At 60.8% G+C, this 26393-nt stretch carries 26 protein-coding genes, 2 tRNA genes and 1 pseudogene; 18 read left to right on the top strand and 11 right to left on the bottom strand.

Annotation, left to right across the window (positions count from 1 at the left end):
- The first annotated feature begins 308 nt into the window (after positions 1 to 308).
- Together NKH89_RS01320 and NKH89_RS01315 are read left to right on the top strand one after the other, a co-directional pair.
- The gene (locus tag NKH89_RS01320) at positions 309 to 1439 is read left to right on the top strand and encodes a YcbK family protein (RefSeq protein WP_352495410.1); all 1131 of its coding nucleotides are present in this window, start codon (positions 309 to 311) and stop codon (positions 1437 to 1439) included.
- A 172-nt stretch (positions 1440 to 1611) separates the two neighbouring features.
- Positions 1612 to 1686: transfer RNA gene (locus tag NKH89_RS01315), tRNA-Glu, on the top strand.
- A gap of 121 nt (positions 1687 to 1807) precedes the next feature.
- On the opposite strand, the gene NKH89_RS01310 is transcribed toward NKH89_RS01315, so the two are convergent.
- Positions 1808 to 2104, bottom strand: coding sequence for a DUF982 domain-containing protein (locus NKH89_RS01310; protein WP_023678889.1), 297 nt, complete (start codon positions 2102 to 2104; stop codon positions 1808 to 1810).
- 299 nt (positions 2105 to 2403) lie between these two features.
- Here NKH89_RS01310 and map point away from each other — a divergent pair, with 299 nt between their 5' ends.
- Both map and radC read left to right on the top strand, forming a co-directional pair.
- The gene (map, locus tag NKH89_RS01305) at positions 2404 to 3231 is read left to right on the top strand and encodes a type I methionyl aminopeptidase (protein ID WP_352495376.1); all 828 of its coding nucleotides are present in this window, start codon (positions 2404 to 2406) and stop codon (positions 3229 to 3231) included.
- Positions 3232 to 3283: 52 nt separating this feature from the next.
- Positions 3284 to 4030, top strand: coding sequence for a RadC family protein (gene radC, locus NKH89_RS01300; RefSeq protein WP_023720155.1), 747 nt, complete (start codon positions 3284 to 3286; stop codon positions 4028 to 4030).
- Positions 4031 to 4116: 86 nt separating this feature from the next.
- Here radC and NKH89_RS01295 read toward each other — a convergent pair whose 3' ends face one another.
- Positions 4117 to 6696 (bottom strand): bifunctional diguanylate cyclase/phosphodiesterase, encoded by a 2580-nt coding sequence (locus tag NKH89_RS01295; RefSeq protein WP_036245080.1) that lies wholly within the window; start codon positions 6694 to 6696, stop codon positions 4117 to 4119.
- 361 nt (positions 6697 to 7057) lie between these two features.
- Positions 7058 to 7924, bottom strand: coding sequence for a class I SAM-dependent methyltransferase (locus tag NKH89_RS01290; RefSeq protein ID WP_352495377.1), 867 nt, complete (start codon positions 7922 to 7924; stop codon positions 7058 to 7060).
- Between the two features lie 24 nt (positions 7925 to 7948).
- Between NKH89_RS01290 and NKH89_RS01285 the strand changes: the two genes are divergently transcribed.
- The 10 genes from NKH89_RS01285 to NKH89_RS01240 all read left to right on the top strand — a co-directional run bounded on the left by NKH89_RS01285 (position 7949) and on the right by NKH89_RS01240 (position 16144).
- Positions 7949 to 8191 carry a hypothetical protein gene (locus NKH89_RS01285; RefSeq protein ID WP_156948109.1) on the top strand — a complete coding sequence of 81 codons (243 nt, stop codon included), beginning with the start codon at positions 7949 to 7951 and terminating at the stop codon, positions 8189 to 8191.
- Positions 8192 to 8396: 205 nt separating this feature from the next.
- Positions 8397 to 8753, top strand: coding sequence for an SPW repeat protein (locus tag NKH89_RS01280; RefSeq protein WP_051409696.1), 357 nt, complete (start codon positions 8397 to 8399; stop codon positions 8751 to 8753).
- A gap of 128 nt (positions 8754 to 8881) precedes the next feature.
- Positions 8882 to 9331: a DUF2231 domain-containing protein gene (locus tag NKH89_RS01275; protein WP_352908333.1), complete on the top strand. Its 450-nt coding sequence runs from the start codon at positions 8882 to 8884 to the stop codon at positions 9329 to 9331.
- A complete protein-coding gene (locus tag NKH89_RS01270) occupies positions 9331 to 10677 on the top strand; it encodes a PQQ-dependent sugar dehydrogenase (RefSeq protein WP_352908332.1) in 1347 nt (448 codons plus the stop codon). The genes NKH89_RS01275 and NKH89_RS01270 overlap by 1 nt, the downstream gene beginning before the upstream one ends.
- Before the next feature lie 320 nt (positions 10678 to 10997).
- Entirely contained in the window at positions 10998 to 11813 is an 816-nt protein-coding gene (gene coxB, locus NKH89_RS01265; RefSeq protein ID WP_023720162.1) for a cytochrome c oxidase subunit II, read from the top strand.
- 91 nt (positions 11814 to 11904) lie between these two features.
- Entirely contained in the window at positions 11905 to 13674 is a 1770-nt protein-coding gene (gene ctaD / locus NKH89_RS01260) for a cytochrome c oxidase subunit I (protein ID WP_352908331.1), read from the top strand.
- Positions 13671 to 14375, top strand: a complete 705-nt coding sequence (locus tag NKH89_RS01255) for a cytochrome c oxidase subunit 3 (RefSeq protein WP_352482148.1) — start codon at positions 13671 to 13673, stop codon at positions 14373 to 14375. Before ctaD ends, NKH89_RS01255 begins: the two co-directional genes overlap by 4 nt.
- 13 nt (positions 14376 to 14388) lie before the next feature.
- Positions 14389 to 15111, top strand: a complete 723-nt coding sequence (locus tag NKH89_RS01250; protein WP_023720164.1) for a heme-copper oxidase subunit III family protein — start codon at positions 14389 to 14391, stop codon at positions 15109 to 15111.
- Between the two features lie 10 nt (positions 15112 to 15121).
- A complete protein-coding gene (locus NKH89_RS01245) occupies positions 15122 to 15526 on the top strand; it encodes a cytochrome C oxidase subunit IV family protein (protein ID WP_023720165.1) in 405 nt (134 codons plus the stop codon).
- Between the two features lie 144 nt (positions 15527 to 15670).
- Positions 15671 to 16144, top strand: coding sequence for an aminoacyl-tRNA deacylase (locus NKH89_RS01240; protein WP_023720166.1), 474 nt, complete (start codon positions 15671 to 15673; stop codon positions 16142 to 16144).
- Positions 16145 to 16201: 57 nt separating this feature from the next.
- Here the strand turns inward: NKH89_RS01240 and NKH89_RS01235 are convergent, their stop codons facing one another.
- The 5 genes from NKH89_RS01235 to tig all read right to left on the bottom strand — a co-directional run bounded on the left by NKH89_RS01235 (position 16202) and on the right by tig (position 21138).
- A complete protein-coding gene (locus tag NKH89_RS01235; RefSeq protein ID WP_352482145.1) occupies positions 16202 to 17014 on the bottom strand; it encodes a DUF2189 domain-containing protein in 813 nt (270 codons plus the stop codon).
- Positions 17015 to 17331: 317 nt separating this feature from the next.
- The gene (locus NKH89_RS01230; protein WP_352495382.1) at positions 17332 to 18264 is read right to left on the bottom strand and encodes a heme o synthase; all 933 of its coding nucleotides are present in this window, start codon (positions 18262 to 18264) and stop codon (positions 17332 to 17334) included.
- Positions 18265 to 18411: 147 nt separating this feature from the next.
- A complete protein-coding gene (locus NKH89_RS01225) occupies positions 18412 to 18765 on the bottom strand; it encodes a c-type cytochrome (protein ID WP_502896297.1) in 354 nt (117 codons plus the stop codon).
- Positions 18766 to 18977: 212 nt separating this feature from the next.
- On the bottom strand, positions 18978 to 19502 hold the full coding sequence (locus NKH89_RS01220; RefSeq protein WP_352908330.1) for a hypothetical protein: 525 nt from the start codon (positions 19500 to 19502) through the stop codon (positions 18978 to 18980).
- Between the two features lie 160 nt (positions 19503 to 19662).
- Positions 19663 to 21138, bottom strand: a complete 1476-nt coding sequence (gene tig, locus NKH89_RS01215) for a trigger factor (RefSeq protein ID WP_352482299.1) — start codon at positions 21136 to 21138, stop codon at positions 19663 to 19665.
- A 343-nt stretch (positions 21139 to 21481) separates the two neighbouring features.
- Here tig and NKH89_RS01210 point away from each other — a divergent pair.
- Positions 21482 to 21566 (top strand) — tRNA-Leu (locus NKH89_RS01210).
- Positions 21567 to 21714: 148 nt separating this feature from the next.
- Here NKH89_RS01210 and NKH89_RS01205 read toward each other — a convergent pair.
- Positions 21715 to 22296, bottom strand: coding sequence for a GDYXXLXY domain-containing protein (locus NKH89_RS01205; protein WP_352495383.1), 582 nt, complete (start codon positions 22294 to 22296; stop codon positions 21715 to 21717).
- Positions 22293 to 23379 (bottom strand): annotated as a pseudogene (locus NKH89_RS01200) (DUF2157 domain-containing protein). Before NKH89_RS01200 ends, NKH89_RS01205 begins: the two are co-directional and overlap by 4 nt.
- A 222-nt stretch (positions 23380 to 23601) precedes the next feature.
- Here NKH89_RS01200 and NKH89_RS01195 point away from each other — a divergent pair.
- Together NKH89_RS01195 and NKH89_RS01190 are read left to right on the top strand one after the other, a co-directional pair.
- A complete protein-coding gene (locus NKH89_RS01195) occupies positions 23602 to 23742 on the top strand; it encodes a DUF1127 domain-containing protein (protein WP_023720174.1) in 141 nt (46 codons plus the stop codon).
- Positions 23743 to 23790: 48 nt separating this feature from the next.
- Entirely contained in the window at positions 23791 to 23931 is a 141-nt protein-coding gene (locus NKH89_RS01190) for a DUF1127 domain-containing protein (protein ID WP_023678914.1), read from the top strand.
- Positions 23932 to 24267: 336 nt separating this feature from the next.
- Here NKH89_RS01190 and NKH89_RS01185 read toward each other — a convergent pair whose 3' ends face one another.
- A complete protein-coding gene (locus NKH89_RS01185) occupies positions 24268 to 24819 on the bottom strand; it encodes a hypothetical protein (protein ID WP_245278626.1) in 552 nt (183 codons plus the stop codon).
- A 149-nt stretch (positions 24820 to 24968) separates the two neighbouring features.
- On the opposite strand from NKH89_RS01185, the gene trmFO reads away from it, so the two are divergent.
- A complete protein-coding gene (gene trmFO, locus NKH89_RS01180) occupies positions 24969 to 26378 on the top strand; it encodes a methylenetetrahydrofolate--tRNA-(uracil(54)-C(5))-methyltransferase (FADH(2)-oxidizing) TrmFO (RefSeq protein ID WP_023720176.1) in 1410 nt (469 codons plus the stop codon).
- Positions 26379 to 26393: the final 15 nt, after the last annotated feature.

Raw genomic sequence — 26393 nt, 5'->3', positions numbered from 1 at the left:
GAGTTGACGCGCCGCCAAAAGCGGGCGAAATGGTGTCGTCAACCCTGAGCAGCCTTGATTCATCCTCTAGCCGCCAAATTACTTTGAGGCTTGCAGATTTGACACAGGTCTCGTTTCCGGTTCGGGGAACAAGGGTCATTCGACGAGACGTTTCGACGCCGCGCCAATGACGAACCGGTCGGATATCGAGGGGGAATTTTGTTTTGAGATCAGCAGGATCGCGCCTCGCGAAGGGAGAAAGCCGCGCCATTGTGGGGGCGCTTTTCTCGGTGCTTCTGGCGTCCTGCACCTCTGCCGGCGACCCGACCATGTCGGTCGGCATGCCAGGCTATAATGCCTCGGCCACCGAAATCAGCACGGCCGCCGGTGCGCCCCAGGCCAGCACGGCCGCCTCATCGTCGCAGATGACAACCGCACAAATGACGATGAATGCAGAGGGCGACGCCAACCTTCCCGAGCAGGTCGCCTATGTGCCAATGGCTAAGCCAGGGGCCAAGTCCGATGCCGGCTTCCCGATCGCCGTTCCCACGTCGGCCGAGACGATCGCGGGACATTCGCCGCAAGCGCTGCAACCAAACGCCGAGGCGGCTGAACAGGCCAACGCTGTTGCGCAGAACAGTGCCGCCGCCGATGCCGGCGCATCGAAGCCCGATGCCAAGGCCGCCGCGCCGGCGATGAACAACCCGGTCTATGTGACCGCCGGCGAGATGCCGCAGCCACAGGCCTATGCACCGAAGAAAAACTTCCTGGCCTCGCTGTTCAGCGCTACGCCTGCTTCGGCGGCATCGCCGGCCAACAGCAGATCGGGCGGGCAGCCAGCGGTCTTGCAGGCCAAGGCGACGCCCGCGGCAAAGCCCACCGTCACCCTGGCCTCGGCCAACCCGGCTGAAAAGCCGGTGCAGTTGGCATCGGCCGGCGATACTAGCCACTTCACGGCCGATGCGCTGCCCGGCGTGCGCCAGACGGCACTGTTCGAGATCAAGCGCAAATCCGGCCTCGACGATGAGAGCGACGTCGACCTCAACGAGGACGAAGGTTCGGGTGGCGCCTACCAGGTCGCCTCCGCCGCCGGCCTCGCCCGGCTGGCACCCAACGGTCTCCTGAAACAGAACGAAAGCGTCGATGTCGCCTGCTTGAAGCCGTCGCTGGTTCGCGTGCTGAAGACGATCGAAGGCCACTACGGCCGCAAGATGACGGTTACCTCCGGCTATCGCGATCCGGCCCGCAATCGTCGCGCCAACGGTGCCAAGAACTCGCTGCACATGTACTGCGCCGCCGCCGACATCCAGGTTCCCGGCGTCTCAAAATGGGAACTGGCGAGCTATATCCGCACCATGCCGGGCCGCGGCGGCGTCGGCACCTACTGCCACACCGAATCCGTCCACGTCGATGTCGGACCGGAGCGCGACTGGAACTGGCGCTGCCGCAGGCGCGGCTAGGGCGAGGTTCTTCCGCCACTGAAGGCCCTTCGGCGGCGTTGCATCATGCCGCAAAAACCAGCTTGGCTGTCGGAAAGACGCGGTTTGGAGCCAAAGGAAAAAAGTTGTCGCAGCCGGCAGCAGACGGGTTGCCGGTTTGTCGCGACGCAACTATAAGCGCTCACATCTGAGCGCGCCCATCGTCTAGCGGTCAGGACACCGCCCTTTCACGGCGGTAACAGGGGTTCGATTCCCCTTGGGCGTACCAGAGACCTCAAGTACTTAGCACATGCCATCGCTAACGCGCTGCGTAACCTTGCCGGACCACCACTCTGATGAGGATGTCGGCAAAGGCTGCCAGACAAATTGAAGATTATGTCGACGGCTCCCTACGCCCGCAGTCCCCTCGCCTCGCCGCCGCGCTTGCGCGGAACCATCATGTCCCTGGCCAGCAGGCCGCTCACCCGGCAAAAGGCCATGAAGGCCCGCCATGCGTCTTCGGTCTCGACGATGTCCACCGTGGCGCCGAAACAGGCGTTGAACGCGGCCTGGTAGGTTGGCCCCTTCCGGCGGACCGGCCACGTTTGCAGGAAATCGAGCGCCTGCTCGACACTGTAGATTTCCTCGACCGGCTGGCCGGGCACAGGCGCGATCCGCACCGGCACCTCGAATTGCAGTCTGTCCATTCGATCTCTCCCGAACCGACGCCCCCGCCGCAACGCCGTTCGTCGCAAAAAGTTGCCGTGACGGCTAATGCTTGGGCCGACTTCTCGCCTGGAAATGTGTCGTCACTGCGGTAGCCAAATGAACCCGGCGGAAGCACGGGCCGCTGCAGGCAAGGAGAATGCCCCTGGGCGTGAATATCGCCGGTCTTCGGCCTCCGTAGGCAGTTCGTCCTTGAACCTTGCGCTTTCCAGTGCCAAATCTGGGGGAATTTCTCTCGCGGGGCTCAGCCAGGCCTCGCATCCCTGCAAGACGGATAAAAATGGTCACCTATCTCGACGCCGCCACGGCACCGCTCAGAAACACCGGCCAGATCCGTCTTTACGACGAGGAAGGCTTTATCGGCATGCGCAAGGCTTGCGATCTCACCGCGCGTTGCCTCGACGAACTGGTGCCGATGGTGGCGCCCGGCGTCACCACTGAGGCGATCGATCGTTTCGTTTTCGAATTTGGCATGGACCATGGCGCGCTTCCGGCGACGCTCAACTACCGCGGCTACACGAAATCATCCTGCACCTCGATCAACCACGTCGTCTGTCACGGCATACCCGATAACAAGCCGTTGAAGGACGGCGACATCGTCAACATCGACGTCACCTATATCCTCGACGGCTGGCATGGCGACTCCTCGCGCATGTATCCAGTGGGCACGATCAAGCGTGCCGCGGAGCGGCTGCTCGAAGTCACGTATGAGTGCCTGATGCGCGGCATCGCGGCAATCAAGCCGGGCGCCCGCACCGGCGCCATCGGCGCCGCCATCCAGACCTACGCCGAAGCCGAGCGTTGCTCGGTGGTGCGCGATTTCTGCGGCCATGGGGTCGGCCGGCTGTTTCACGACGCGCCGAATATCCTGCATTACGGCAGCGCCAGCGAAGGCGTCGAGATGCGGCCGGGCATGATCTTCACCGTCGAGCCGATGATCAATCTCGGCCGGCCGCATGTGAAAGTGCTGTCGGACGGCTGGACCGCGGTGACGCGCGATCGTTCGCTGTCGGCGCAGTACGAGCACACGATCGGCGTCACCGAAACCGGCTGCGAGATCTTCACGCTATCGCCAAAAAACCTCGACCGCCCCGGCCTGCGGGCCTAGTGTCTGGCAGATCGGGCGTTACCTTGCCCGGCAAATGCTGGGTGGGGCAGCCATGAACGGTGACGACGACGAGCGGGCCTTCTTTCCCGAAAGGCCGGTGCGATCGCCCGCGAAGGCGGTGGCCGCCGACAAGCCGCATTATCTCGGCCATCGCGACCGCCTGCGCGAACGCTTTGCTGCCGGCCCCAACACCCTCCCCGACTACGAACTGCTCGAGCTTCTATTGTTTCGGCTGATCCCGCGCGCCGACACCAAGCCGGTCGCCAAGGCATTGCTGGCACGCTTCGGTACATTGGCCGAGGTCCTCGGCGCGCCCGTCGAGCGCCTGCAGGAGGTGAAGGGCATCGGCCCGGCGGTGGCGCTCGACCTGAAGGTGGTTGCTGCAACGGCGCAGCGCATGGCGCGCGGCGAGATCGCCGGCCGCGAGCTTTTGTCAACCTGGACGCAGGTTCTCGAATACTGCCGGTCGGTCATGGCCTTCGAGGAGCGGGAGCAGTTCCGCATCCTGTTCCTCGACAAGAAGAACGCACTGATCGCCGACGAGGTGCAGCAGGTCGGCACCGTTGACCACACGCCGGTCTATCCGCGCGAGGTGGTCAGGCGCGCCTTGGAGCTCTCGGCGACGGCGATTATTCTGGCTCACAATCATCCATCGGGCGATCCGACGCCGTCGCGCGCCGACATCGAGATGACCAAGCTGATCATCGAGACGGCCAAACCGCTTGGCATTGCCGTTCACGATCACATCATCATCGGCAGGAAAGGCCACTCCAGCATGAAGGGCCTGCTGCTTATTTGAGGCTTATTGTTACCGGCCTGGCCTGCCACGCGCATATTGATGCGACGCTCAACGCCGATCGCGCCGGTAAATGCGGGGACTGGCGCTCAGCTGGCTGTGCGCAGCCGCCGGGATCGAACAAAGGCCTTTAGTCCGTCGGAATCGAGCGCGTAGCCGAAGGCATAACCCTGCAACATGTCGCAGCCCAGGCCTTTGAGTATCCGTGCGTGCTGCATCGTCTCGACACCTTCCGCCACGACCTCGATACCCAAGGACTTGCCGATGTCAATGATTGACGAGACAACCTGCCTTCTTTGCGGCGATTTGGCGATTGGGGTGACCAGCTGCCGATCTATCTTTAGCCGGCGAGGCTGCAACTTGAGCAAACTGACTATCGAAGCGTAACCAGTACCAAAATCGTCTATTTCGATGTCAATCCCGAGTTCTTTTATCTGCTCGATATTCCAGGTGACAAGGTCGTCGTTCTCGTCCAGGAAAATTGACTCAACAAGCTCGAATGAAACTGTCCCTTTTTCGATATTTTGTTCTCGCAAGCTCTTGATGAGCTCCTCATCTTGAAGGCGTCGCGCCGAAACATTGACCGATACCCGCGGAATGTGGAGTCCCGCAGCGGACCATTCTTTGAAGTCCAAAAGCGACTGCTTCAATATGGCTTGGTCGATGATCGAGACCACATTCAGTTCTTCCGCAATTCTCAGGAAGACATCGGGCGCCAAAATACCCTTTTCTGGATGTCTCCACCTCGCCAGCGCCTCAACCCCCACGATTTCGAGCGTCTTTGCGTCAAATTGGGGCTGGTAGAAGGGGATGAACTCGTTGCGCTCAAGGCCGCCGAGAATTTCGTCGGCAATCCGCTTTGTATCGACGATTTCGCTTTGCATCGCGTCGGTGAAGAATTCGTATCGATTGCGCCCACGCCTCTTTGCTCGGTAAAGCGCGATATCGGCGTTTACCAGCAGGTGTTTGGCTTCGATATTTTTTCCGTTGTCGACTGCGATTCCCACGCTGACACCAAAACGGCATCGATGGCCCTGGTAGTAGACCGGTTCGCGCATCTGGCTGATGACGCGGTCAGCGAGCAGCGCCAGTTGCTTGGTATCGTCGCGCACCACGCACAGAACGATGAATTCGTCTCCCCCGATGCGGGCGACGAATCCCTCGTCGCCGACCTTCGATCTGAGGACTGTTGACGCGTGAACCAACATTGCGTCACCGGCGGCGTGGCCCAGCGTATCATTGATGTGCTTGAACCGATCCAGATCGATGTGAAGCAGTGCCGCATGCCCGCCTGAGCGCCTGGCGTTTGCCGCGTAATCTTCCAGTACCTGGTCGAGGTAACGCCGGTTGGGCAAGCCGGTCAACGAGTCATGAAGCGCGATGTGCTCTATGCGCGCTTTGGCCGACTCGAGTTCTGCATTTTTCGACTCGGACAGCTGTTTTGCTCGAACCAGATCCTGGTTCAGCAGGACATCGGCTGTAACGTCCCATTCCGCGCCTATCATTTTTGGAGTGTTGTTTGCGACCCGGTAAACGATCGCCTTGGACCGGACATGACGGACCTCGCCATCCGGACGCACAATCCGGTACTCCGACAAATAGGGTCGTCCGCTGGCCACCGCGCTGTCGAAATCTGCGTTGGCGGTAGCCAAATCATCTGGGTGGATTGCACCCGCCCAGTCTATGTAGCCCCGGTGCTCCCCGGTTGATTTGCCATATATTTCATTTACGCGATCATCCCACGTAAGCTCGTTGGTCGCGAGATCGTGTTCCCAAACCCCAATAGCCGAGGCTTCCAGAGCGAGTTCCAGGCGTCGTGACAATCGACGCAATTCCGCATAATTGCGCTGTCTTTCGCCGATCAGGCGACCTGTGACCAGGAAGGGGAACACAACCAAGGCCCCGGCCGTCGCCATGATCGCGCGCAACAACCATGCGTTACTTGGCGTCGAAGGCCAGCCATTTTTGGGAATGGCCGCGATCTGCCACGAACCGGACGGGAGCAAAACGTCGGCCGTCACCGGATCGCTTTTGCCGATCCGCTCATTGCCGTAGAATTGGTCTCCATTTTGGCCGAGAGCGTCCCTGCCGATCAGCGCTATGTCAATCCCGAGATCGTCGTCAAGCAGCCCGCTCGCCCGATAGAGACGCTGCACGTCGACAACGGCGGAAATGATGCCCCAGAACCTTTCCGTATTGCCCGCGCTCCGCACGAAAACCGGAAAGCGACCGATAAAGCCTTGTCCTCCCTGCTTCAGATCGACGGGACCGGCAAGCACCAGCTTGCGTTCGTCTCGCGCCCTTAGCGCAGCCGCACGCTGCCGCTCGTTCTTGCGGTAATCGAGGCCCATCGCCTGCTCGTTACCCTCCATCGGGTACATCAGGGAAACGACCAGATCGGGCGCGCCGGCAATATTGTTCAATTGCGAGTTCGCGCCAAACAGATTACTCGCCAGCGAAGCGAAGCGTTGCTGTCCCATATAGGGCTCGGTTACGACCGCAGCGACCAGTCCATGCACGAGTTGAAGGTTTCCGTTGATATTGCCTTCGAGCTTGGCGCGGATGAGGTTGACCTTGGTCAGCACGTCCGCACGGACGGCCTGGTCCGAGACGATCTTGTTCTGGTGCTCCGCGAACGCTGCGCTGATAAGGATGACGACAAACGCGATCGCCGCCGGAATATTTGCCGACGAAAAGACGGCCTCCTTAATGCCGCCGAACCTAGCGCGGAAAAAAGCCAATAGGCGATTCCTCAATTGCCATTTCAGGTTCTCGGGTCGACCCGATGAGGAATATTAGCGTTCAATGTTTAATTTGACCTTCACACTCCTGAAAAATTTCGCATTTTCCGATGGCTGACGCCGGCTGTTATGTCGACATCGACACCACCGCCCGCGCGATGTTGAAGGCAGGCTGCATGAAGCGGACCAACATGAAACGAGATCAGCCTTGCTCGGAAGACCGCAGACACGAGCGCCATTGCACACCTCGATGCTCCGACCCGAGTACGTCAAGAGCGTTGACCTTGGGCTAGTGGCCCTCAATCGACTTGTGAGACACAAGATATGGTATCTTGCCGACGCTCCGCTTCGTCGCGCCAATGGAATAGGCCATCGGTATCTTGGGAGAGTTCTCTGGCAGGCCGTACATATCCTTGCCGGCCCGCACTGCAAATGAAAAGTGCTGCCACGAAACCGTGTCATGCTCATTGAGAAAATCGAGCGTCAGACCAGCTGAAATCAGCGCGTTCACCACGTCACTGATCGGATGGATCCACTCATAATAGCGAGGATGCTTCAAGATGCGGTCATCGCCGGTGTAGGTCAGTTCCTCGTTCCAGGCGAGCGGCCGAGCTATCGGCGTTCGCCAGTCGTGCTTCAACTCCAGAGCCGCGGCCTTTCGATTGCACTGAAACATCAATGGATGGCCCTCTGCCATGTAGAGCCGGCCGCCGGGTCGCAGGAGATCGGCAACCACCCGCGCCCAACGGAACACGTCGTCCAGCCAGTTTACCGAACCCCAGGTAACGTAAGCGATGTCAAAGGTCCGGCCCAGGGCTTCGACCGCCTCGAACAGTGGCGCTTCCACGAAACGCACGTCGGTGCCTGCCTTCGCAGCGAAATCCCGCGCCGCCGCGATCGCCGCGGGTGAAAAGTCGAGGCCGGTCACGCTGCCCGCACCAAGATTCTTCAAGCTGATTGTGTCAAGGCCGATGTGACACTGCAGGTGGACGATATCCTTGCCGGCAATATCGCCGACCTCGCGCGTTTCCAGCTCATAGAGATTGGATCCGCCTGCCAGCACATTCTCGATGTGGTAGCTGCCCGTTGTGTCGGTCGAGTGCAGTTCGGCCCGATCATCCCAATTAAGGCGGTTCGCACCCAGAAACGGTTCCAAATTCCCCCCAACCCTGACTGACGCATGGTAAACAAGTCGTTAAGATACCTTTGCAGCGAAAGTATCGCGCGTCAATCCGGACCGGTCGCCTCTCAAACAAGCTTCGGCGGCAATCAAGACGAGCAAGAGCGTCTCGTCTTCAAGAACTGCGATCCACGACCAATGTTTTCACCGGATCGAGAAAAGAATGAGCCTGTCCGCGCCGCTGGCACGTCGCCGCTGACCATGTCCACTGCGGCTTTGGATCGCTCGATCACCATCAAGTGATCCAGGCGTGCCGGTGCCGAATGGAACATAAAGCCCGGAATTCAGTTAGATAGCCGGATTTGGCTGGAGTACCGCCAGATGCGGAACTCCGGCCGGGCAAGGGCACTGCCGTAACACGGAGTGAGCGGCTTCGGGCGCATCTCGCCGGACTCAGGCACCACCTTGCCGAACTCGGGAGCCATAAACGCTCCCTATGGAGGATGCCATGAACCAGTGGACAAACGCCAGGCTCTGTGACGTAGCCAACCTGATCCTTGGGGCAATTCTGTTCTTCTCTCCCTGGATCTTCGCCTTTGCGGCAGGCCCGCAGACGCAGAACGCCCTCGGCAGCGGAATCTTGATTGTCGTGCTTTCGATTGCCGCTCTCGCGGCATTTGCCGTCTGGGAAGAGTGGGTGAACCTGGTCGTCGGACTGTGGGTTCTCGTATCGCCCTGGGTGCTTGGATTCCAGGCGACCACGGCGATGACCGTGCATGTCGTGATCGGCATTCTGGTTGCCGTCCTGGCCGCGATCGAGCTCTGGATGATGTACCAGAACCCGCCGACCCAGTCCGCCGCCTAACAGGCGCAGCCAGCCAGCGCCCTTTTGGGCCTGACGGATCGATGGTTCGTCTGCCGGCCTCTCGGCAACAGCCGCCCAGAGGCCAGATGCCAGTTTGTTTGGACGAGATCTGAGAAGGATTGCGCATTATGGTCGGTGACAATCCGCGTTCGACGGCCAGGATTGCGGGACATCCCATTCATCCGATGCTCGTGCCGTTTCCGATCGCCTGCTTCGTCGGCACCTTGCTGACGGATCTGGCCTATTGGCGAACAGCGGAGATGATGTGGGCGGACTTCTCCGCTTGGCTGGTTACCGTCGGAGTGATCATGGGCTGCCTTGCAGCGATCGTGGGGTTGATCGATTTTCTGGCTAATCCGCTGGTAAGGGCACAGCCCCCTGCCTGGCCGCACGTGCTCGGTAATCTGCTGGCGCTGGTGTTGTCCGTGATCAACATGCTCGTGCACACCCGCGATGCATGGACCTCCATCGTTCCCACCGGCTTGATCCTCTCGGCGGTTGTCGTGCTCATCCTCATCTTCACTGGTTGGCTGGGCTGGTCCATGGTGTACCGGCATCACGTCGGAGTGGCGGATTGATGCGCGTAGCAAGCTCCATCAGACAGGCCGGGCGCATCGCGGCGTCCATCCTTACTTGCACTGCGGTGATCACCCTCGCAGCGTGCAGCGGCAACGACCCGGATCCCGGCAGTCAGATAGGGCCGAATCCAAACCTGCCCGAGCCGATCCAATATTTCTTCCCGCCCATGCATCTCGCTTCCGTGGTCGGGTGGAAGAACGACGAAAGGCCGACCGCTGCGCAGGGGCTCCAGATCCAGGCTTTTGCCAACGGCTTGCAGCATCCGCGCTCGCTTTATGTGCTGCCCAATGGCGACGTCCTGGTGATCGAGTCCAAGGCGCCGGGCGGCGAACCGATCAAACGGCCCAAGGATTTGGTGATGGGCTGGATCGAATCGTGGGTCACCTCGGGCGGCGACAGCGGCCCAAGCAACCGCATCACCTTGCTGCGCGACGCCGACGGAGATGGCAAGCCGGAGCTGACCAGCGTCTTCCTCGACCACCTGAGCTCGCCCTTCGGCGTGGCGCTGGTGGGAAGCGATCTCTACGTCGCCAACACCGATTCCATCGTCCGCTATTCCTACAACACCGGTGAAACCAAGATCACCGCGCCCGGAACGCCGCTCACCGCCCTGCCCGGCGGCCCGATCGACCATCACTGGACGAAGAGCCTGGTGGCAAGCCCGGACGGCTCGCTGCTCTATGTCGGCGTCGGCTCGAACAGCAACGTGGCCGAGAACGGCATCGAGGCGGAGAAGGACCGCGCCGCCATCTGGCAGGTGGACAGGGCTACCGGCAGGTCGCGCATTTTCGCCAGCGGTTTGCGCAATCCGAACGGCCTGAGCTGGGAGCCGCAGACCGGGGCGCTCTGGGCCGTGATCAATGAGCGCGACGAGCTCGGCCCCAATCTCGTGCCGGATTATCTGACGTCGGTAAAGGACGGCGGCTTCTACGGGTGGCCATACAGCTATTATGGCCAGCATCTCGATCCGCGCGTCATGCCCCAGCGTCCGGACCTGGTCGCGAATGCGATCGTTCCGGATTATGCGCTGAGCTCCCACGTCGCCCCTCTGGGACTGGCCTTCTATACGGCAACCAGCCTCCCCCAGGCGTATCGCGGCGGCGCCTTCGTTGGCGAGCACGGGAGCTGGAACCGCACGCGCTTCAATGGCTACAAGGTGGTGTTCGTACCATTCAGCGGCGGCCATCCGAGTGGCGCCGCACAGGACGTGGTGACTGACTTCCTGGACAAGGACAACAAGGCGCGCGGCCGGCCTGTCGGCCTGGCCGTCGACAAAACCGGGGCCCTGCTCATCGCCGACGACGTCGGCAACACAGTTTGGCGGGTGACATCTGCCGGCCAATAAAGGGGCTCCACTCCCTTCGTCGAGCTGTCGGTCGAGCAGGGGATCGAACCCTGCGCGCGACGATCCCCGACGATCGCCGTTCCGGTGATTCTGCCGGGCACATTCGGCATGCTCGCCATTGCCGTTTACTCGACGCTGACGATGTTTGCCGCGCGCTACCGCTGATCACCGCCGAACCGAAGGACCGCCAGCACCGAGAAATGGTATTTTTGCCCTTCCCACCGCCGGCTCTAGAATTTTCATCGCAAATCAAGTTATGATGCACTTGGTATTTCCCGGGACGGCTTTGCGCCGCTTGGAATACCGGGAGGAACCGGGACATGGCCGTTGCGCTTGTACTCGTTCTGATCGTCGTGGGCTCGGTGTTGTTCCACTTCCTGAGCCCATGGTGGTGGACGCCGATTGCCTCGAACTGGGACTATATCGACAACACCATCATCATAACTTTCTGGATCACCGGCGTCGTCTTCGCCGCCGTGGTTCTTTTCATGGCCTATTGCGTCTTCCGCTTCCGTCATCGGGAAGGCAATCAGGCGGCATATGAACCTGAGAACAGGCGGCTCGAATCCTGGCTGACGGTCGTCACTGCCGTCGGTGTCACGGCTTTGCTGGTTCCCGGCCTGTTCGTCTGGAGCCGCTTCGTCAACGTCCCAAGCGACGCAACCGAGGTCGAAGTCGTCGGCCAGCAATGGCAATGGAGTTTCCGCCTGCCCGGCAAGGACGGCAAGCTCGGCACATCCGACACTCGCGACGTCAACGCTGAAAATCCGCTCGGCGTCATCGCCGCTGATGCCAACGGCCAGGACGACGTCGTGGTCGAAGCGGCCGACCTGCATCTGCCGGTTGGCAAACCGGTCAAGATGCTGCTCCGCTCGATCGATGTGCTGCACGATTTCTACGTGCCGGAATTCCGCGCCAAGATGGACATGATCCCGGGCTCAGTCACCTATTTCTGGTTCACTCCGACCAAGACCGGAACCTTCCAGGTCCTGTGTGCCGAACTCTGCGGCCAAGGGCATCCGATGATGCATGGCGTGGTCATGGTCGATACGCAGGAAGATTATCTGGCGTGGCTTGGCCAGCAGCAGACTTTTGCGCAGCTGTCCGCGCCCCAACAGATGGGCTCGGCAGAGTAGACGCCGGAACGACGGCGCGCCGTCGGCATTGAAAAGATTGCGGCAGGCCCGAACTGTCGGGCATGGCCGAAAAGGGCACGGAGGTGTTCCTATGGTCGATATCACACCTGCAGATGCGGTACCGCCGGCCGAAGTCGCGGAAATGGAACTTTACCATCCGCACAGCTGGTGGACGAAATACGTTTTCTCGCAGGATGCCAAGGTCATCGCCATCCAGTATTCGGCGACGGCGACGGCGATCGGCATGGTGGCGCTGGTGTTGTCCTGGCTGATGCGGCTGCAGCTCGGCTTCCCCGGCACGTTCGACTTCATCACACCGGAAGCCTACTACCAGTTCATCACCATGCATGGCATGATCATGGTGATCTACCTGCTCACCGCACTCTTCCTGGGCGGCTTCGGCAACTATCTGATCCCGCTGATGGTTGGCGCTCGCGACATGGTCTTTCCCTATGTCAACATGCTGAGCTACTGGATCTATCTCCTGGCCGTGCTGGTCCTCGTGTCGAGCTTCTTTGCCCCCGGCGGACCGACAGGTGCCGGCTGGACGCTCTATCCGCCGCAGGCGATCATGACCGGTACGCCAGGCGGCCAGGACTGGGGCATCATCCTGATGCTCGTCTCGCTGATCCTGTTCATCATCGGCTTCACCATGGGCGGCTTGAACTATGTCGTGACGGTGCTACAGGGCCGCACGCGCGGCATGACACTGATGCGCCTTCCGCTCACCGTCTGGGGTATTTTCACCGCCACCGTCATGGCGCTGCTCGCCTTCCCGGCACTGTTCGTCGCCTGCGTGATGATGCTGCTCGACCGGGCGCTCGGCACCAGCTTCTTCATGCCGGCGATCGTCGAGATGGGCGAACAATTGCAGCATGGCGGCGGCAGCCCGATCCTGTTCCAGCATCTGTTCTGGTTCTTCGGCCACCCCGAGGTCTACATCGTGGCGCTTCCGGCCTTCGGCATCGTCTCCGACCTGATCAGCACCCATGCGCGCAAGAACATCTTCGGCTACCGCATGATGGTCTGGGCCATCGTCGGCATTGGCGCACTGAGCTTCGTGGTCTGGGCGCACCACATGTATGTCAGCGGCATGCATCCCTATTTCGGCTTTTTCTTCGCCACCACGACATTGATCATCGCGGTTCCAACAGCCATCAAGGTCTACAACTGGGTGCTGACGCTGTGGCGTGGCGACATCCACCTCACCATACCGATGCTTTTTGCCCTGGCCTTCATCGTCACCTTCGTCAATGGCGGGTTGACTGGGCTATTCCTCGGCAATGTCGTCGTCGACGTTCCGCTGTCGGATACGATGTTCGTCGTCGCCCATTTCCATATGGTCATGGGGGTCGCCCCGACCATCGTAATCTTCGGCGCGATCTATCACTGGTATCCGAAGGTCACCGGTCGGATGCTGAACGAGACGCTGGGCCGGTTCCATTTCTGGGTCACCTTCCTTGGCGCCTATCTGATCTTCTTTCCCATGCACTATCTCGGCTTGATGGGCGTGCCGCGGCGCTACAACGAATTGACCGATATGACGGTGATGACGGAATCGGCCCACCACCTCAACTCGTTTATCAGCATCATGGCTTTTATCGTCGGTTTTGCCCAGATTGTGTTTCTGTTCAATCTCATCTGGAGCATCCGCCATGGCCGTGAGGCTGGTGGCAATCCGTGGCGGGCAACGACGCTCGAGTGGCAGACGGCCGAAACACCGCCGGGCCATGGCAATTTCGGCAAGGATCTGCCGATCGTCTATCGCTGGGCCTATGACTACAGCGTACCGGGCGCCAAGGAGGACTTCATACCGCAAAACGTTCCGGGCTCCTTCGGACCTTCCAGGGAGCCGGCATGAGCGTCATTCTGGTTTTCCTGCTCGTGATCGCCGGCATTGCTGGGTGGTGGCTCTCGCATCAGCGGCTAATGACGAGGCCGTGGCTCGAGCAAGGTTTGGTCGGGGATTTTGTCGCCCTGGACCGATCGGCGCTGCCGACCGCAAAGATCGGTCTCGGCGTCTTCCTTGCCGTCGTCGGCTGCCTGTTCGCGCTGTTCACCAGTGCTTACTTCATGCGCATGGCGCTGTCGGATTGGCAGCCGCTGCCCATCCCGCCTCTGCTCTGGCTTAATACCGGCGTACTGGTCTTGAGCAGCATTGCCATGCAGTGCGCTTCGCTCGCGGCGCGCAAGGGTCAAGTGGACATGGTCAGGCTCGGTCTCGCCACCGCTGGACTCACGGCGCTCGCCTTCCTGGTTGGACAGCTTATGGCATGGCGGGAACTGAGCGCGGATGGCTATTTTCTGGCGTCCAATCCGGCCAACAGCTTCTTCTACCTGCTAACGGGAATGCATGGGCTGCATATACTGGGAGGGCTGGTCGGCCTGGGCAGAACGACCGTCGGTGCCTGGAACGGTGCGCGGCCGCAGCGGCTTCGCCTGAGCGTCGAGCTGTGCGCCATGTACTGGCATTTCCTGCTTTTCGTCTGGCTCGCCATCTTCGCTCTTCTGGCCGGCTGGGCTTCGACTTTAATCGACATTTGCCGAGGGTTGCTGACCTAGGAGGAACGGGCGGATGGCAGAGACGACACTGACCCACATCGGCCGAACGGGGCCGCGGCCCGCAGGCTGGCAAGGCATCGCCGCCGACTGGTCCTCGGATCAGCGGGCGTTCAAAAACGTGTCTTGGGGCAAGGCCATGATGTGGATCTTCCTGCTCAGCGACACGTTCATCTTCGGCTGCTTCCTGCTCTCCTACATGACCGACCGTATCTCCACACGCGTGCCGTGGCCCAATCCGAGCGAGGTCTTTGCCCTGCGCATCGGCGGCTCCGACATTCCATTGATCCTTATCGCCATCATGACCTTCGTCCTGATCTCGAGCAGCGGAACGATGGCCATGGCGGTGAATTTCGGCTACCGCCGCGACCGCCGCAAGACGGCAGTCCTGCTGCTTTTGACCGCGGCACTCGGCGCGACCTTCGTCGGCATGCAAGCCTTCGAATGGACCAAGCTGATCACCGAGGGCGTGCGGCCTTGGGGCAATCCGTGGGGCGCTGCACAGTTCGGCGCATCCTTTTTCATGATCACCGGCTTCCACGGCACACATGTGTCGATCGGGGTGATTTTCCTGATCATCGTGGCGCGAAAGGTCTGGCGCGGGGACTACGACGTCGGACGGCCCGGCTTCTTCACCAGCCGGAGGGGCCGCTACGAAAACGTCGAAATCATGGGGCTCTACTGGCATTTCGTCGACCTGGTCTGGGTGTTCATTTTCGCATTTTTCTATCTTTGGTGAGAGGCAGGACATGGCTGAAGCAACCGCAAATGGCCTTGGACAACACACGCTCGACAGCGCCCGTACGCATGATGCGACGGCGACCAGCGTTACCCCTACGGAGGTTCATCAGGAGCACCCGATCAAGCTCTACCTGGTGGTCTGGGCGTGGCTGTTCATCCTCAGCACCTGCTCCTATCTGGTCGACTATTTCGGGCTCCACGGCTATCTCAGATGGTCGCTGATCCTGATCTTCATGATCCTCAAGGCAGGGCTGATCGTCGCCATCTTCATGCACATGGCCTGGGAACGGCTGGCGCTGACATATGCAATCATCCTGCCGCCGGTGCTGGTGCTGGTATTCGTGACGCTGATGGTCTTCGAAGCGGACTACACCCTTCTCACCCGAATGGCGTTTTTCGGGGCCGGGCCCTGACATGCAATCCGGATCCAGGCCGTCCTGTTCTGGAGCCTTCGCCTTGAAACAATCTACGGCTGGACCATTTCTGTTGGTATCGGAAACGACAGGCGATGCCGGCGTTTCCACATGCGTCGCGAACACCAGCAAGGGGCGCCCAAGATGACCATCGCAAACAGACTGAAGGACTTCATCGATAAGAAAGGCATTTCCTACGACACCGTCGAGCATCACCGCACGGCGACAAGCAGACAATCCGCCATTGCGGCACATGTGCCTGGCAGCATAATGGCCAAATCGGTGGTCGTTCACCACGACCGTGGCTACGCGCTGGCCGTGGTTCCAAGCACGCACAGGATAGAACTCGCGACATTGCAGGATGTTATGGACAAGCCTCTTGGACTTGCCTCCGAAGACGAGGTGGTCTCGTTGTTCGGCGATTGCGATGTCGGCGCTGTGCCGCCGATCGGCGCTGCCTATGATGTGCCGGTGGTCCTCGATGAAAGCCTCGGCGACGCTCCCGAAATCTATTTCGAGGGCGGTGACCATAGGACGCTGGTGCATGTGAGCGGCAAGGATTTCCGCGACCTGACAAAAGACGCGCGCCAGGCCCGTTTCAGCCACCCGGCCTATTGAAAGCTCTGCCCCACCCTCCCCGCACCGGCGCTCGGTGCGGAGGACAGGTTTTTCAGCTCACGGTCTGGTAGCCGGCGGCGATTCGACAACTTTCCGATAGACATGCCAGGTGGCATGACCAAGGATCGGCAGCACGACCGCCAACCCGGCGAACACTGGCAGCGAGCCGATGATCAAGGCGACGGCGACAATAAGGCCCCACACTGCCATCACGATCGGGTTGGCCAGGACAACGCGCACCGAGGTGTGGATGGCTTCGTAGGCGCCGACATCGCGGTCGAGCAACAACGGGAATGCGACGACCGTGGTGCACAACACAACCGCGGCGAACACAAAGCCGATGGCGTGACCCAGGATGATGAGTGTCCAGCCGCGTCCCGTGGCGAATATATCACTGATGAAGCTGGACAGCGATTGCGGCGGCGCCGGGCCGAACACGGTCTGGTAAAATATCTGGGCCGTCAAAAGCCAGGCGATGAATATCGCAAGCAGCATGATGCCGACCGCCGCAATAGCCGGCAGCGCCGGAGAACTTCTGACCTCAAAGGCGTGCCTCCACGAGGCATCGAGCCCGGCTTCCCGTCGCCGGCTGATCTCATAGAGGCCGATCGCCGCGAACGGACCAATTAGCGCAAAGCCGGACACAAGCGGAAACAACAATGGCAGCGTGTTGTTGCCTGATGTCCAGACGGCAAGCACGACCCCCGCAAGCGGGTAGATCAGGCAGAGAAAAACGATGTGCGACGGCTTGACCATGAAATCATCGACGCCACGCCTGAGCGCATCAAAAAGATCGGAGACACCGATTTTTCGAATTCTGGTGTGTTCCAGCGTCTCGTTGGCGCCTGCTATCACGTGAAAACTTGCCATGACCATTCCTCCAGACCGGGTCCGGTAAGGTCGCGTTTTACGGTGCTGCCGTTCTGCGTGATTGGCCACGCAAACCGCGACCTGCACCATGATCAATATACTCTCATGCGGGGGACTTGTCGCGCTTTGTACGAAGGCCCCCGGGGGTAAGAGGTCCCGGGTAGCCCGACTAGCTCTGGACACCTTTCTTCGATATGCTCTTCTAGACGAAGGTGAAGGTCATGGATGGAAGGACAGTTCTCATACTCGGCCTTGGCATCGTTATTCTGCTGTTGCTGGGATTTTGTGCTCTGCCAACGTGATGTTTTTAGCCGGGCTCAATAGCCGGCTGACGCGACCACTCGCATTACAATGGTGTCGGCAAGCAGCGCCGCGAAGATCGCGAAAAGATAGACAATCGAATACGCAAACAACGCCTTTGCCGGCTTCATCTCCTTGTCGGCGACGAGGACCTTCCAGGCGTGCCAAATGAACCCTGCGCCCAACGCTGCTGAAGCAGTGCCGTAGTATCCGCTGGCGAAGCCGAAGGCCCAAGGAAGCACGCCGATTGGCGCCAAGACCAGCGAATAGGCGAAGATTTGTTTTCTGGTCGAGTGCTGGCCGGCCACATTCGGCATCATCGGGATGCCCGCCGCGGCATAGTCGCCGACCTTGAAAAGGGCCAGCGCCCAGAAATGAGGCGGCGTCCAGAGGAAAATGATCAGAAACAGAATGACACTTTCGATGCCGATTGCGCCGGTTGCAGCCGCCCACCCGATCACCGGAGGAAGGGCGCCTGCCGCGCCGCCTATGACGATATTCTGTGGCGTCGAGCGTTTCAGCCACATCGTGTAGATAACGACATAGAAAAAGATGGTGAACGCCAACAGCGATGCGGCAAGCCATCCCACCAGCACGCCGAGCGTCATGACCGACAGTGCGGAAAGCACCAAGCCGAAGCCGAGAGCTTCGCCAGGCGTGACGCGGCCTGACGGAATTGGTCGCTTGGACGTGCGAGACATCAAGGCGTCTATGTCTGCGTCGTACCACATATTGAGCGCGCCGGCCGCCCCTGCTCCAACCGCAATTGCGCCGATGGCGATTACGGCGATAACTGGATTCATTACGCCGGGCGCCATCATCAGGCCGACGAACGCAGTAAACACGGCAAGCGCCATGACCCGTGGTTTCAAAAGCGCAAGGAAATCACCCGCCGTCGCCTCCGAGAGGCGGATGCCGGTATCCTTGAGACGGCTTTCTTCAGTCGACATTCAGACGACCACCGATGGGAACGGCAGCCTAGCCGGCCAATGTCTTTTTTGCAACAAGCCGCCCTCCCCACCGACACTGCCGGCAGATTGCGGCCGAGGCTATGCCTCGACCTGTTTGCGATACCAAGATCCGGCGGAAGAGCCGCGTTATTTGGAGAATTGCTTCAGATAGGCAATGACATTGACGATGTCCTCGTCTTTCTTGAGGCCGGGAAACGCCATCTTCGTTCCTTTGACCATCGCCTTGGGATCGCGAAGGTAGCTCGTCAGCGTGGCCTCATCCCATTTGACGCCGGACTTGCCGGCCTCGGTCATCGCCTTGGAATAGCTGAACCCCGGATGCGTGCCGGCCGTTCGGCCGATGACGCCGTTCAACGACGGACCGACCTTGTTCTGATCCTTGTCCGCGACGTGGCAGACCTTGCATTTGGCGAAGACCTTCTCACCCGCCGCGGCATCCTGAGCCCACGAGGGGCCGGCGATGACGGTCGCGACCGACATGATGATAAAAAACACAATGGCACGCATGGCATTTCCTCCCTGATCGCCAATTTGCCCTGGCTGACCTGCACAGGCCGACATCTAGTCCGCTGGCATGCGCTCTTGAATGGCAGAACGGATATCCACTGCCTGGAGTTGCGGCACCTACATACCACGGAACCCGGCCGGCAGGTAGAGTTCGGCCATGCAAAGGTTTCATGCGGACAATCTGCTCAAGGCAATTTGGTGTTGCAGGTGGTGGCGATCCGGCCGACCGCCTCTTCAACTCCGGCGAGGTCAAACTCGGCTTTGCCGCGCCCCGACAGCAGCCCGAACCGCCAGGACAGCAGCAGCCGGTCCGCGGAAATCAGTCGCCTGATGCCGTCGGCACCGTCGCGCACCAGCATCCTGCTGCGCGGGCCGACCGACCAGCTTTCGTTGAGCTTGCCGGATTGGTCGACAGTCACCGACATGGCGATGGTTCGGCTGGCGGAAACAGTATCGCTCAGCTGCAGCCATTCGCTCCAACGCGGTTCGCCGGCGGTCCGGCAGGCAATCGTCAATACCGGGCTGTAGCTCAATGCGCCGCCACCGGTGATGAGCTTGTTGGTAGCGTAAAGCGAGGCGGTGACAAGGCCATCGCTGCTCTTGTCGAACCGCCAGTTGTCGAGAACCGTATCAGCCTGGGCGATGCCGCAGACCGACGCAAGCAGGAACGCCGCCGCGGCCACGCTTCCGATACCGAAGAACTGTCTCAACGATGCCTCCAACAACCGCTGCGATCCGCAACCCAGCGCAGATAATCATCAAAGCTTCGTATCGCCACCTCGACCGCCAGATGCGTGAAATCCGTTGCGCCTGCGCCACAACGAAAAAGGCCGCCTCGAGAAGGCGGCCTGTTGGAATTCAGCAGGGACGTTATTCAGCGTCCTTGGCGGCCTTTTTCTTCGGCGCAGCCTTCTTCTTGGGCTCTTCAGCGTCGTCGTCGGCCTTCTTGGTGTCGGCTTTTTTCGCAGCCGCCTTCTTCGCCGGCTTGGCCTTGGTCGTCTCCGTATCCTCGTCGTCGGCCAGCAGCTCTTCCTTGCTGACCTTGACGTCGGTGACCGAGATCTGGCCAAGCAGATGGTCGACCACCTTCTCTTCGAACATCGGCGCGCGCAACGTATTCAGCGCTTCGGGATTGTTGCGATAGAATTCGAAGGCTTCCTGCTGCTGGTTGGCCGGATAGCGACGCACCTGCTCGAACAGGCCGCGCTGCAATTCCTCGTCCGTCACCGTGACGCCGGCCTTCTCGCCGATTTCGGCGAGAACCAGGCCGAGACGCACGCGGCGTTCGGCAAGGCGCATATATTCGGCGCGCGCCTCTTCTTCCGTCGTCTCTTCGTCGGCAAAGGTGCGCCCGGCGGCTTCGAGATCGCGGTTGACCTGGTTCCAGATGTTGTTGAACTCGGCCTCGACGAGCTTGGACGGCGCCTCGAACGAGTAGGCAGCGTCGAGCTGGTCGAGCAACTGGCGCTTGACCTTCTGGCGCGTCATCGAGCCGAACTGATTTTCGATCTGACCGCGCACCACCTCGCGCAGGCGCTCCAGCGACTCCAGGCCGAGGTTTTTGGCCATCTCGTCGTTGATCTCAAGTTCGCCGGGCTTCGACACTTCCTTGACGGTCACGTCGAAAGTGGCTTCCTTGCCGGCCAGATGCGCCGCCTGGTAGTTTTCCGGGAAGGTAACCGTGACCTGCTTCTCGTCGCCGGCCTTGCTGCCGACCAGCTGGTCCTCGAAGCCAGGGATGAATTCCTTCGAGCCGAGCACCAGCGGCTGATCGGTGCCGGCGCCGCCGCCGAAGGCTTCGCCGTCGATCTTGCCGACATAATCGAGGGTCACGCGGTCGCCCTCGGCGGCCTTGCCGGTCTTCGGCTCATAAGTGCGCGCCGACTCGGCGACACGCTTGACCTGTTCATCGATCTCCTCATCAGGCACTTCGAATACCTGACGCGTCACCTTGATGTCGGAGAAATCCTTGATCTCGATCGGCGGAATGACCTCGTAGTTCAGGCGGAACTCGAAATCTGCGCCACCAGCCAGGATCTTCTCGGCTTCCTTCTCGTCCTCGGTCATGATCACTTCGGGCTGCATGGCAGCCTTTTCGCCGCGCCCGGTGATGATCGAACGGGTCGAGTCGTTGAGGATCTCGTTGACCACTTCGGCCATGAACGATTTGCCGTAGACTTTGCGCAGATGCTGCACCGGCACCTTGCCGGGGCGAAAGCCGTTGATGCGGACCTTGTTCCTGGCATCGGAGAGCCGCGCCATCAGCTTGGCTTCCATGTCACCGGCCGGCACGGTGATCTTGATCTCGCGCTTGAGACCTGAGTTGAGCGTTTCGGTGACCTGCATCATAAAACCTTTGTTTCCACCAATGAGGCCGCCAAACGGCCCCTGCCGTTCACAGCCTGCCGGTATGATCTTGCCGGGAATGGCTTTTGGTGCGGGACTTGGCGATTTGTCCGCCCAACGCGGCACAAATCCTCCAGAAATACGCTCCAAAATGTGAATAAGTCTTTGTTTTTCCTACTTCTTATCACATTCTGCAGAAGCGGATCGTCGCGTCCCGTCACATTCGACACGCCTTTTGTCACAGGCGACGCTGATTTTCAACCATCTTTGCATTCCGGCCAATGATGCCGATGTGGGCTCTGACATTGACAGAATGATGGCTACATGGGATTGGCCGGGCAATGCGGATGTGGCGGAATTGGTAGACGCCCTGGATTTAGGTTCCAGTGCCGAAAGGCGTGGGGGTTCGAGTCCCTTCATCCGCACCACCCTTCGCTCTTCGAGCTTCGGGTGGCAGGCCGCTCGAAGCTCGTTAGACGAAGGAGTGCCCTCCGAAGCCTTGGCGGAGGAGGACAGGCGCCACTATGGCGCACCATTTCGATCCCCCGAGCGCCGACACCTAGATTCTTCCACGCTTCAATAGAGCGGCTCCTCGAACAGCGTCTTGTCGCCGTCCACCAGCGCCTTGATCTGCGCCGTGCCGTTGGCCGCGATCGCGACGCGGATGCCGAACGGCCGCACCCGCATGTCGTTCTGGATCGCCATCCCCTCGCCTTCCGGCAAATAGAAGCGCTCGATGCCGTAATCCGGCGCGATCGTCGTGGCTGCGCTGAGATCCGAGCCCTCGGAGACGTGTCCGACGATATCGGCTTCACCGGATGCTGCCGGCACCGGCGCTTGCCCGAACCAAGCCGCGGTCGGACCCCAATAGCCGTAGGCGCCCGGCTTCAGCCTGACCACGATCGGCGTGTCGTCACTCGCCAGCTTGCCGGGTGGAATGTTGCCGATCAGCTTCACCGGTATGCGCGAAATGTCGTAGCCGAGCAGAATGTAGTCACCACGCAAGAGATCGCGCGGATCGATCGGCTCAACCCTGAGCAGGACTTGCTTGCCGTCGCGCAGGATCGCCGCGCGTCCGGCGATGATCCAACTCAGAAAGCCGATCTGGACGAGCGCCAGGACCAGCGCCGAGATGATCAGTCTTTTGCCGGTCATCATGCTGCTGCACCTGTCATATCCGGAGCGTTCATGCGCTTTTCTATGCGGATGATAATGAAAGCAAGAACGGCGAGAAGCACCGCCGCCGCAAGGAAGAAGCCTGCCGTGTCGAGCATTGATTGCAGCATCACCACATAGATGATGGCGAGTTCGAAGGCGAAGCCCGCATAGGCAACCCAGCGCAGTCCCCGGCTCTCCCGGCCGCCCAGCACGATCGCCGCGACGATGCCGGCCAGCGCAACAGCCGAGGCAATGGCGAAGCCGCTGCTGTAGCTGCTTTCATCCGCCAGTTCGAACTGGATCATCGCCAGGCCGGTGAGAAAGCCGATCAGCGCGTGCAGGGGCAGCCTGCCACCCAGTTGCAAGATCCTGTCGACCGGCCGGGCAGCAAAGATCGCAGCGATAAAAAGCAGCACCGACGCGACAACGAGCGGGATAGCGACTTGCAGCGTGTCGTACCGCGTCACCAGGAGCACGAGATAGAACAGCACCGACAGGATGATCAGGTGGCGCGCCGCCTGGCTGCGCGTCCAGAACGAAAACGAAGAGATGCGGGAATTCCGCGCGATACTCGAAGCCTTTCAGGAACAGCCAGGCATCGGCGATGCCGACGGCAGCGACGGTCAGCGGGTTCGAGCGCAGCGCCACCGCCGCCAGCGCCGTGCCGGCGCCCCAGGTGACCACGGCGGAGGCCTCGTCGCCAGACAAATGGTACATCTGGCCGATCAGCGCGATCGATCCGCCGAACGCTGCTGCCGCGACGATCCACAGCGCTTCGCCGATCGCCGCATGGTCACGCATTTTCAGCACCGCGCCGCCGACATAGCCGGCAAGGATAACGGCAAAGAGTGCTGCGACCCGTACCAGCCGCGGGATGACTTCCCAGTTGGCGGCGATGAAGATCAGGATGGCCGCGCCGAACAACAGTGCCGCCATCATCGCCAGGATCGAGCCGAAGCTCAGCGATTTGCGTTCGTTGGCCTCGACGTCGCGCGTCAGCACGTCGGCTGTCGGCGCGTCGATCAGGCCGGCCTGCTGCCATCGTGCGATATCCAACCTGACCCGTGACGAATAGCTCGCCATGCCCCTCCCCCTTTGTTTAGCCCTTTTAGCTCGTCCGCCCAAGCGTTTGACCTAACGGCATTTTCCGATCTGGGCAGAAAACTGGACGCGCGTTAATGCTGCAATGCACAATTTGCATTGCTGCCATGCACCAATAGCGCTTTTAAATCGATATGACCCCTCTTATCTTCACGGTGCACACAAAGACGGAATGATCCGAAAGAAAGACGAAACGAGAATACCATGAACCTGATCCGCAACTATCGCAACTGGCGCCGCTACCGGGACACCGTTTCTGAGCTGAGCCGCCTGAGCACCCGTGAACTGACCGACCTAGGCATCAGCCGCGGCGACATCCACTACGTCGCCCGCAAGGCGGTCTAATCCTTTCGGACCGCAAATGGCCCGAACCAGTTTTGAAAGAGAACGACAATGAACCTGATCCGCAACTATCGTAACTGGCGCGTCTACCGCGAGACGGTTACCGAGCTGGGTCGCCTGTCAAACCGCCAGCTCAATGATCTCGGCATCGTCCGCGACGAGATCAAGATGGTCGCTCGCAGGGCGATCTAACCAGCAGAATTTCGCCAGGGTCGACCTCCTCCCCGACCCTGACGGATACGGTCAGCCTTCACCTCCTCCCGAGGGTTGACCACAAAAACGGCGCCCGCCGGACCTCCTCCCCCGGCGGGCGTTGTTTCTAAGAAGGGTTTCGCGCCCTTTCAAATGGCGAAAGGAATTTCGTCAAAGCCGACCTCCTCCCCGGCGATGACGAATACGGTCGATCTTCACCTCCTCCCGAGGATCGGCCAACAAAACGACACCCGCAGGACCTCCTCCCCCGGCGGGTGTTGTTGTTTTCAGGCTCGAAACGCCCTGGGAGCCGTTTTTGGCGGGACGTCCCCGTCGTCAGTCCAGCGCGCCGCTCTTCAGCACGCCTCGCTTCTTCCACTGGCTCAGCGGAAAAATATCCGGCGCGCCGCCCATCGGCGCATACCAGGAATCCACCACCCATTCTGTACCGCCGCGGTCGCTGATCACCGCCGTCCAATGCGGATAGCGCCCGTCGACAAACAGGCCTCGCGAGGCCTTGTCCTCGACCTTATGAAACCTGAGCAGTTTTCGCTCGGCAAGATAGACCAGCAACGCATGCGTATTGGTCGATTCGTCGACACAATCCATCTGGCCCCTGACGCGCGATGCACCGAATTTCGACTGCGGCTGGTCGCGGACGCCGATGGCCTGGAAAATGCGCTGTTCGAAATAGCGGACGGCCTTCGAAATAGCGGAGCGCTCGGCCTGGGGCGAACCCGCGCCCGCACGCAGGATAGAGCGGAAACGCGCACCGTCACTGGGGCCAAGCGCCAGCGTCGTGCGATAGTTGCAACCGTAACCATGGCATATGGGGATCCGCTTGGAAGCCGTCGCGGCCGGTTCGCCGGCCGCTGCTGATCCGCCCACGGCGATCACGACTGTCAGAAATGTCGCTCTGGCAAAGACCCCGAGACTCCCACCCATTCGCAATAGTAGACGATTGCAGCGCGTGGCGGCAACAGCGCGGCTGATTCGTGTAATTGCAATCGCCGCGCCAAGGGATTATTTCGGCGCTCATGAACACAAATCCCATTCACGTCATCGGTGGCGGTCTCGCCGGCTCCGAAGCTGCTTGGCAGGCGGCCGAAGCCGGCATTCCGGTTATCCTGCATGAAATGCGTCCCGTCCGCGGCACCGATGCGCACAAGACCGACGGGCTGGCCGAGCTCGTCTGTTCCAATTCCTTCCGCTCCGACGATGCGCAAGCCAATGCCGTCGGCCTGCTGCATGCCGAAATGCGGCTCGCCGGTTCGCTGATCATGAGCGCCGGCGACGCGCACCAGGTGCCGGCCGGCGGTGCGCTGGCCGTCGACCGCGACGGATTTTCCGAAGCGGTCACCAGAAAGCTCGAAGCGCACCCACTCATCACCATCCGGCGCGAGGAAGTGCCTGGCCTGCCGCCGGCGGACTGGGACCAGGCGATCGTCGCCACCGGCCCGCTGACCGCCCCTTCGCTCGCCCAGTCGATCGCGGAAGCAACCGGCGCCGACGCGCTCGCCTTCTTCGACGCCATCGCGCCGATCGTCCATTTCGACACGATCGACATGGATATCTGCTGGTTCCAGTCGCGCTACGACAAGGTCGGCCCCGGCGGCACCGGCAAGGATTACATCAACTGCCCGATGGACAAGGAGCAGTACCTTGCCTTCGTGCAGGCGCTGGTCGACGGCCAGAAAACCGAATTCAAGCAATGGGAAGGCACGCCCTATTTCGACGGCTGCCTGCCGATCGAGGTGATGGCCGAGCGTGGCATCGAGACATTGCGTTACGGGCCGATGAAGCCGATGGGGCTGACCAATGCACACAATCCGTCTGTAAAGGCCTATGCCGTCGTCCAGCTTCGCCAGGACAACGCACTGGGCACGCTCTACAACATGGTCGGCTTCCAGACCAAGCTGAAGCACGCCGAGCAGGTGCGCATTTTCCGCACCATTCCTGGGCTGGAAAACGCCGAATTCGCCCGCCTCGGCGGCCTGCACCGCAACACCTACATCAATTCGCCGACGCTGCTCGACGCTTCGCTGCAGTTGAAGTCGCGGCCCGGCTTGCGTTTTGCCGGCCAGATCACCGGCTGTGAGGGCTATGTCGAGAGTGCCGCCATCGGCCTGCTCGCCGGGCGTTTCGCCGCCGCCGAAAGGCTTGGCCATGCGCCGTCGCTGCCGCCGTTGACCACCGCTTTCGGCGCGCTGCTCAACCACATCACCGGCGGCCATATTGTCTCCGACGACGAGCCGGGAAAGCGCTCTTTCCAGCCGATGAACGTCAATTTCGGCCTGTTCCCGCCCGTGGACGCGCCAAAGATCGAAGGCAAGCGGCTGCGCGGCAAGGACAAGACGGTCGCCAAGCGGCACGCGGTGACATCGCGCGCGCTGGCCGATTGCCGCGAATGGCTCGGGCTGCCGGCGCAGGCGGAAGCTGCGGAATAACGGTCGGGTTGGCTA

The organism is Mesorhizobium sp. M0923 (assembly GCF_040319365.1).
In the GTDB taxonomy this organism is placed as follows: domain Bacteria; phylum Pseudomonadota; class Alphaproteobacteria; order Rhizobiales; family Rhizobiaceae; genus Mesorhizobium.
Note: the sequence above shows the minus strand (reverse complement) of the source record. Positions and strands in the feature narration are given on the sequence as shown.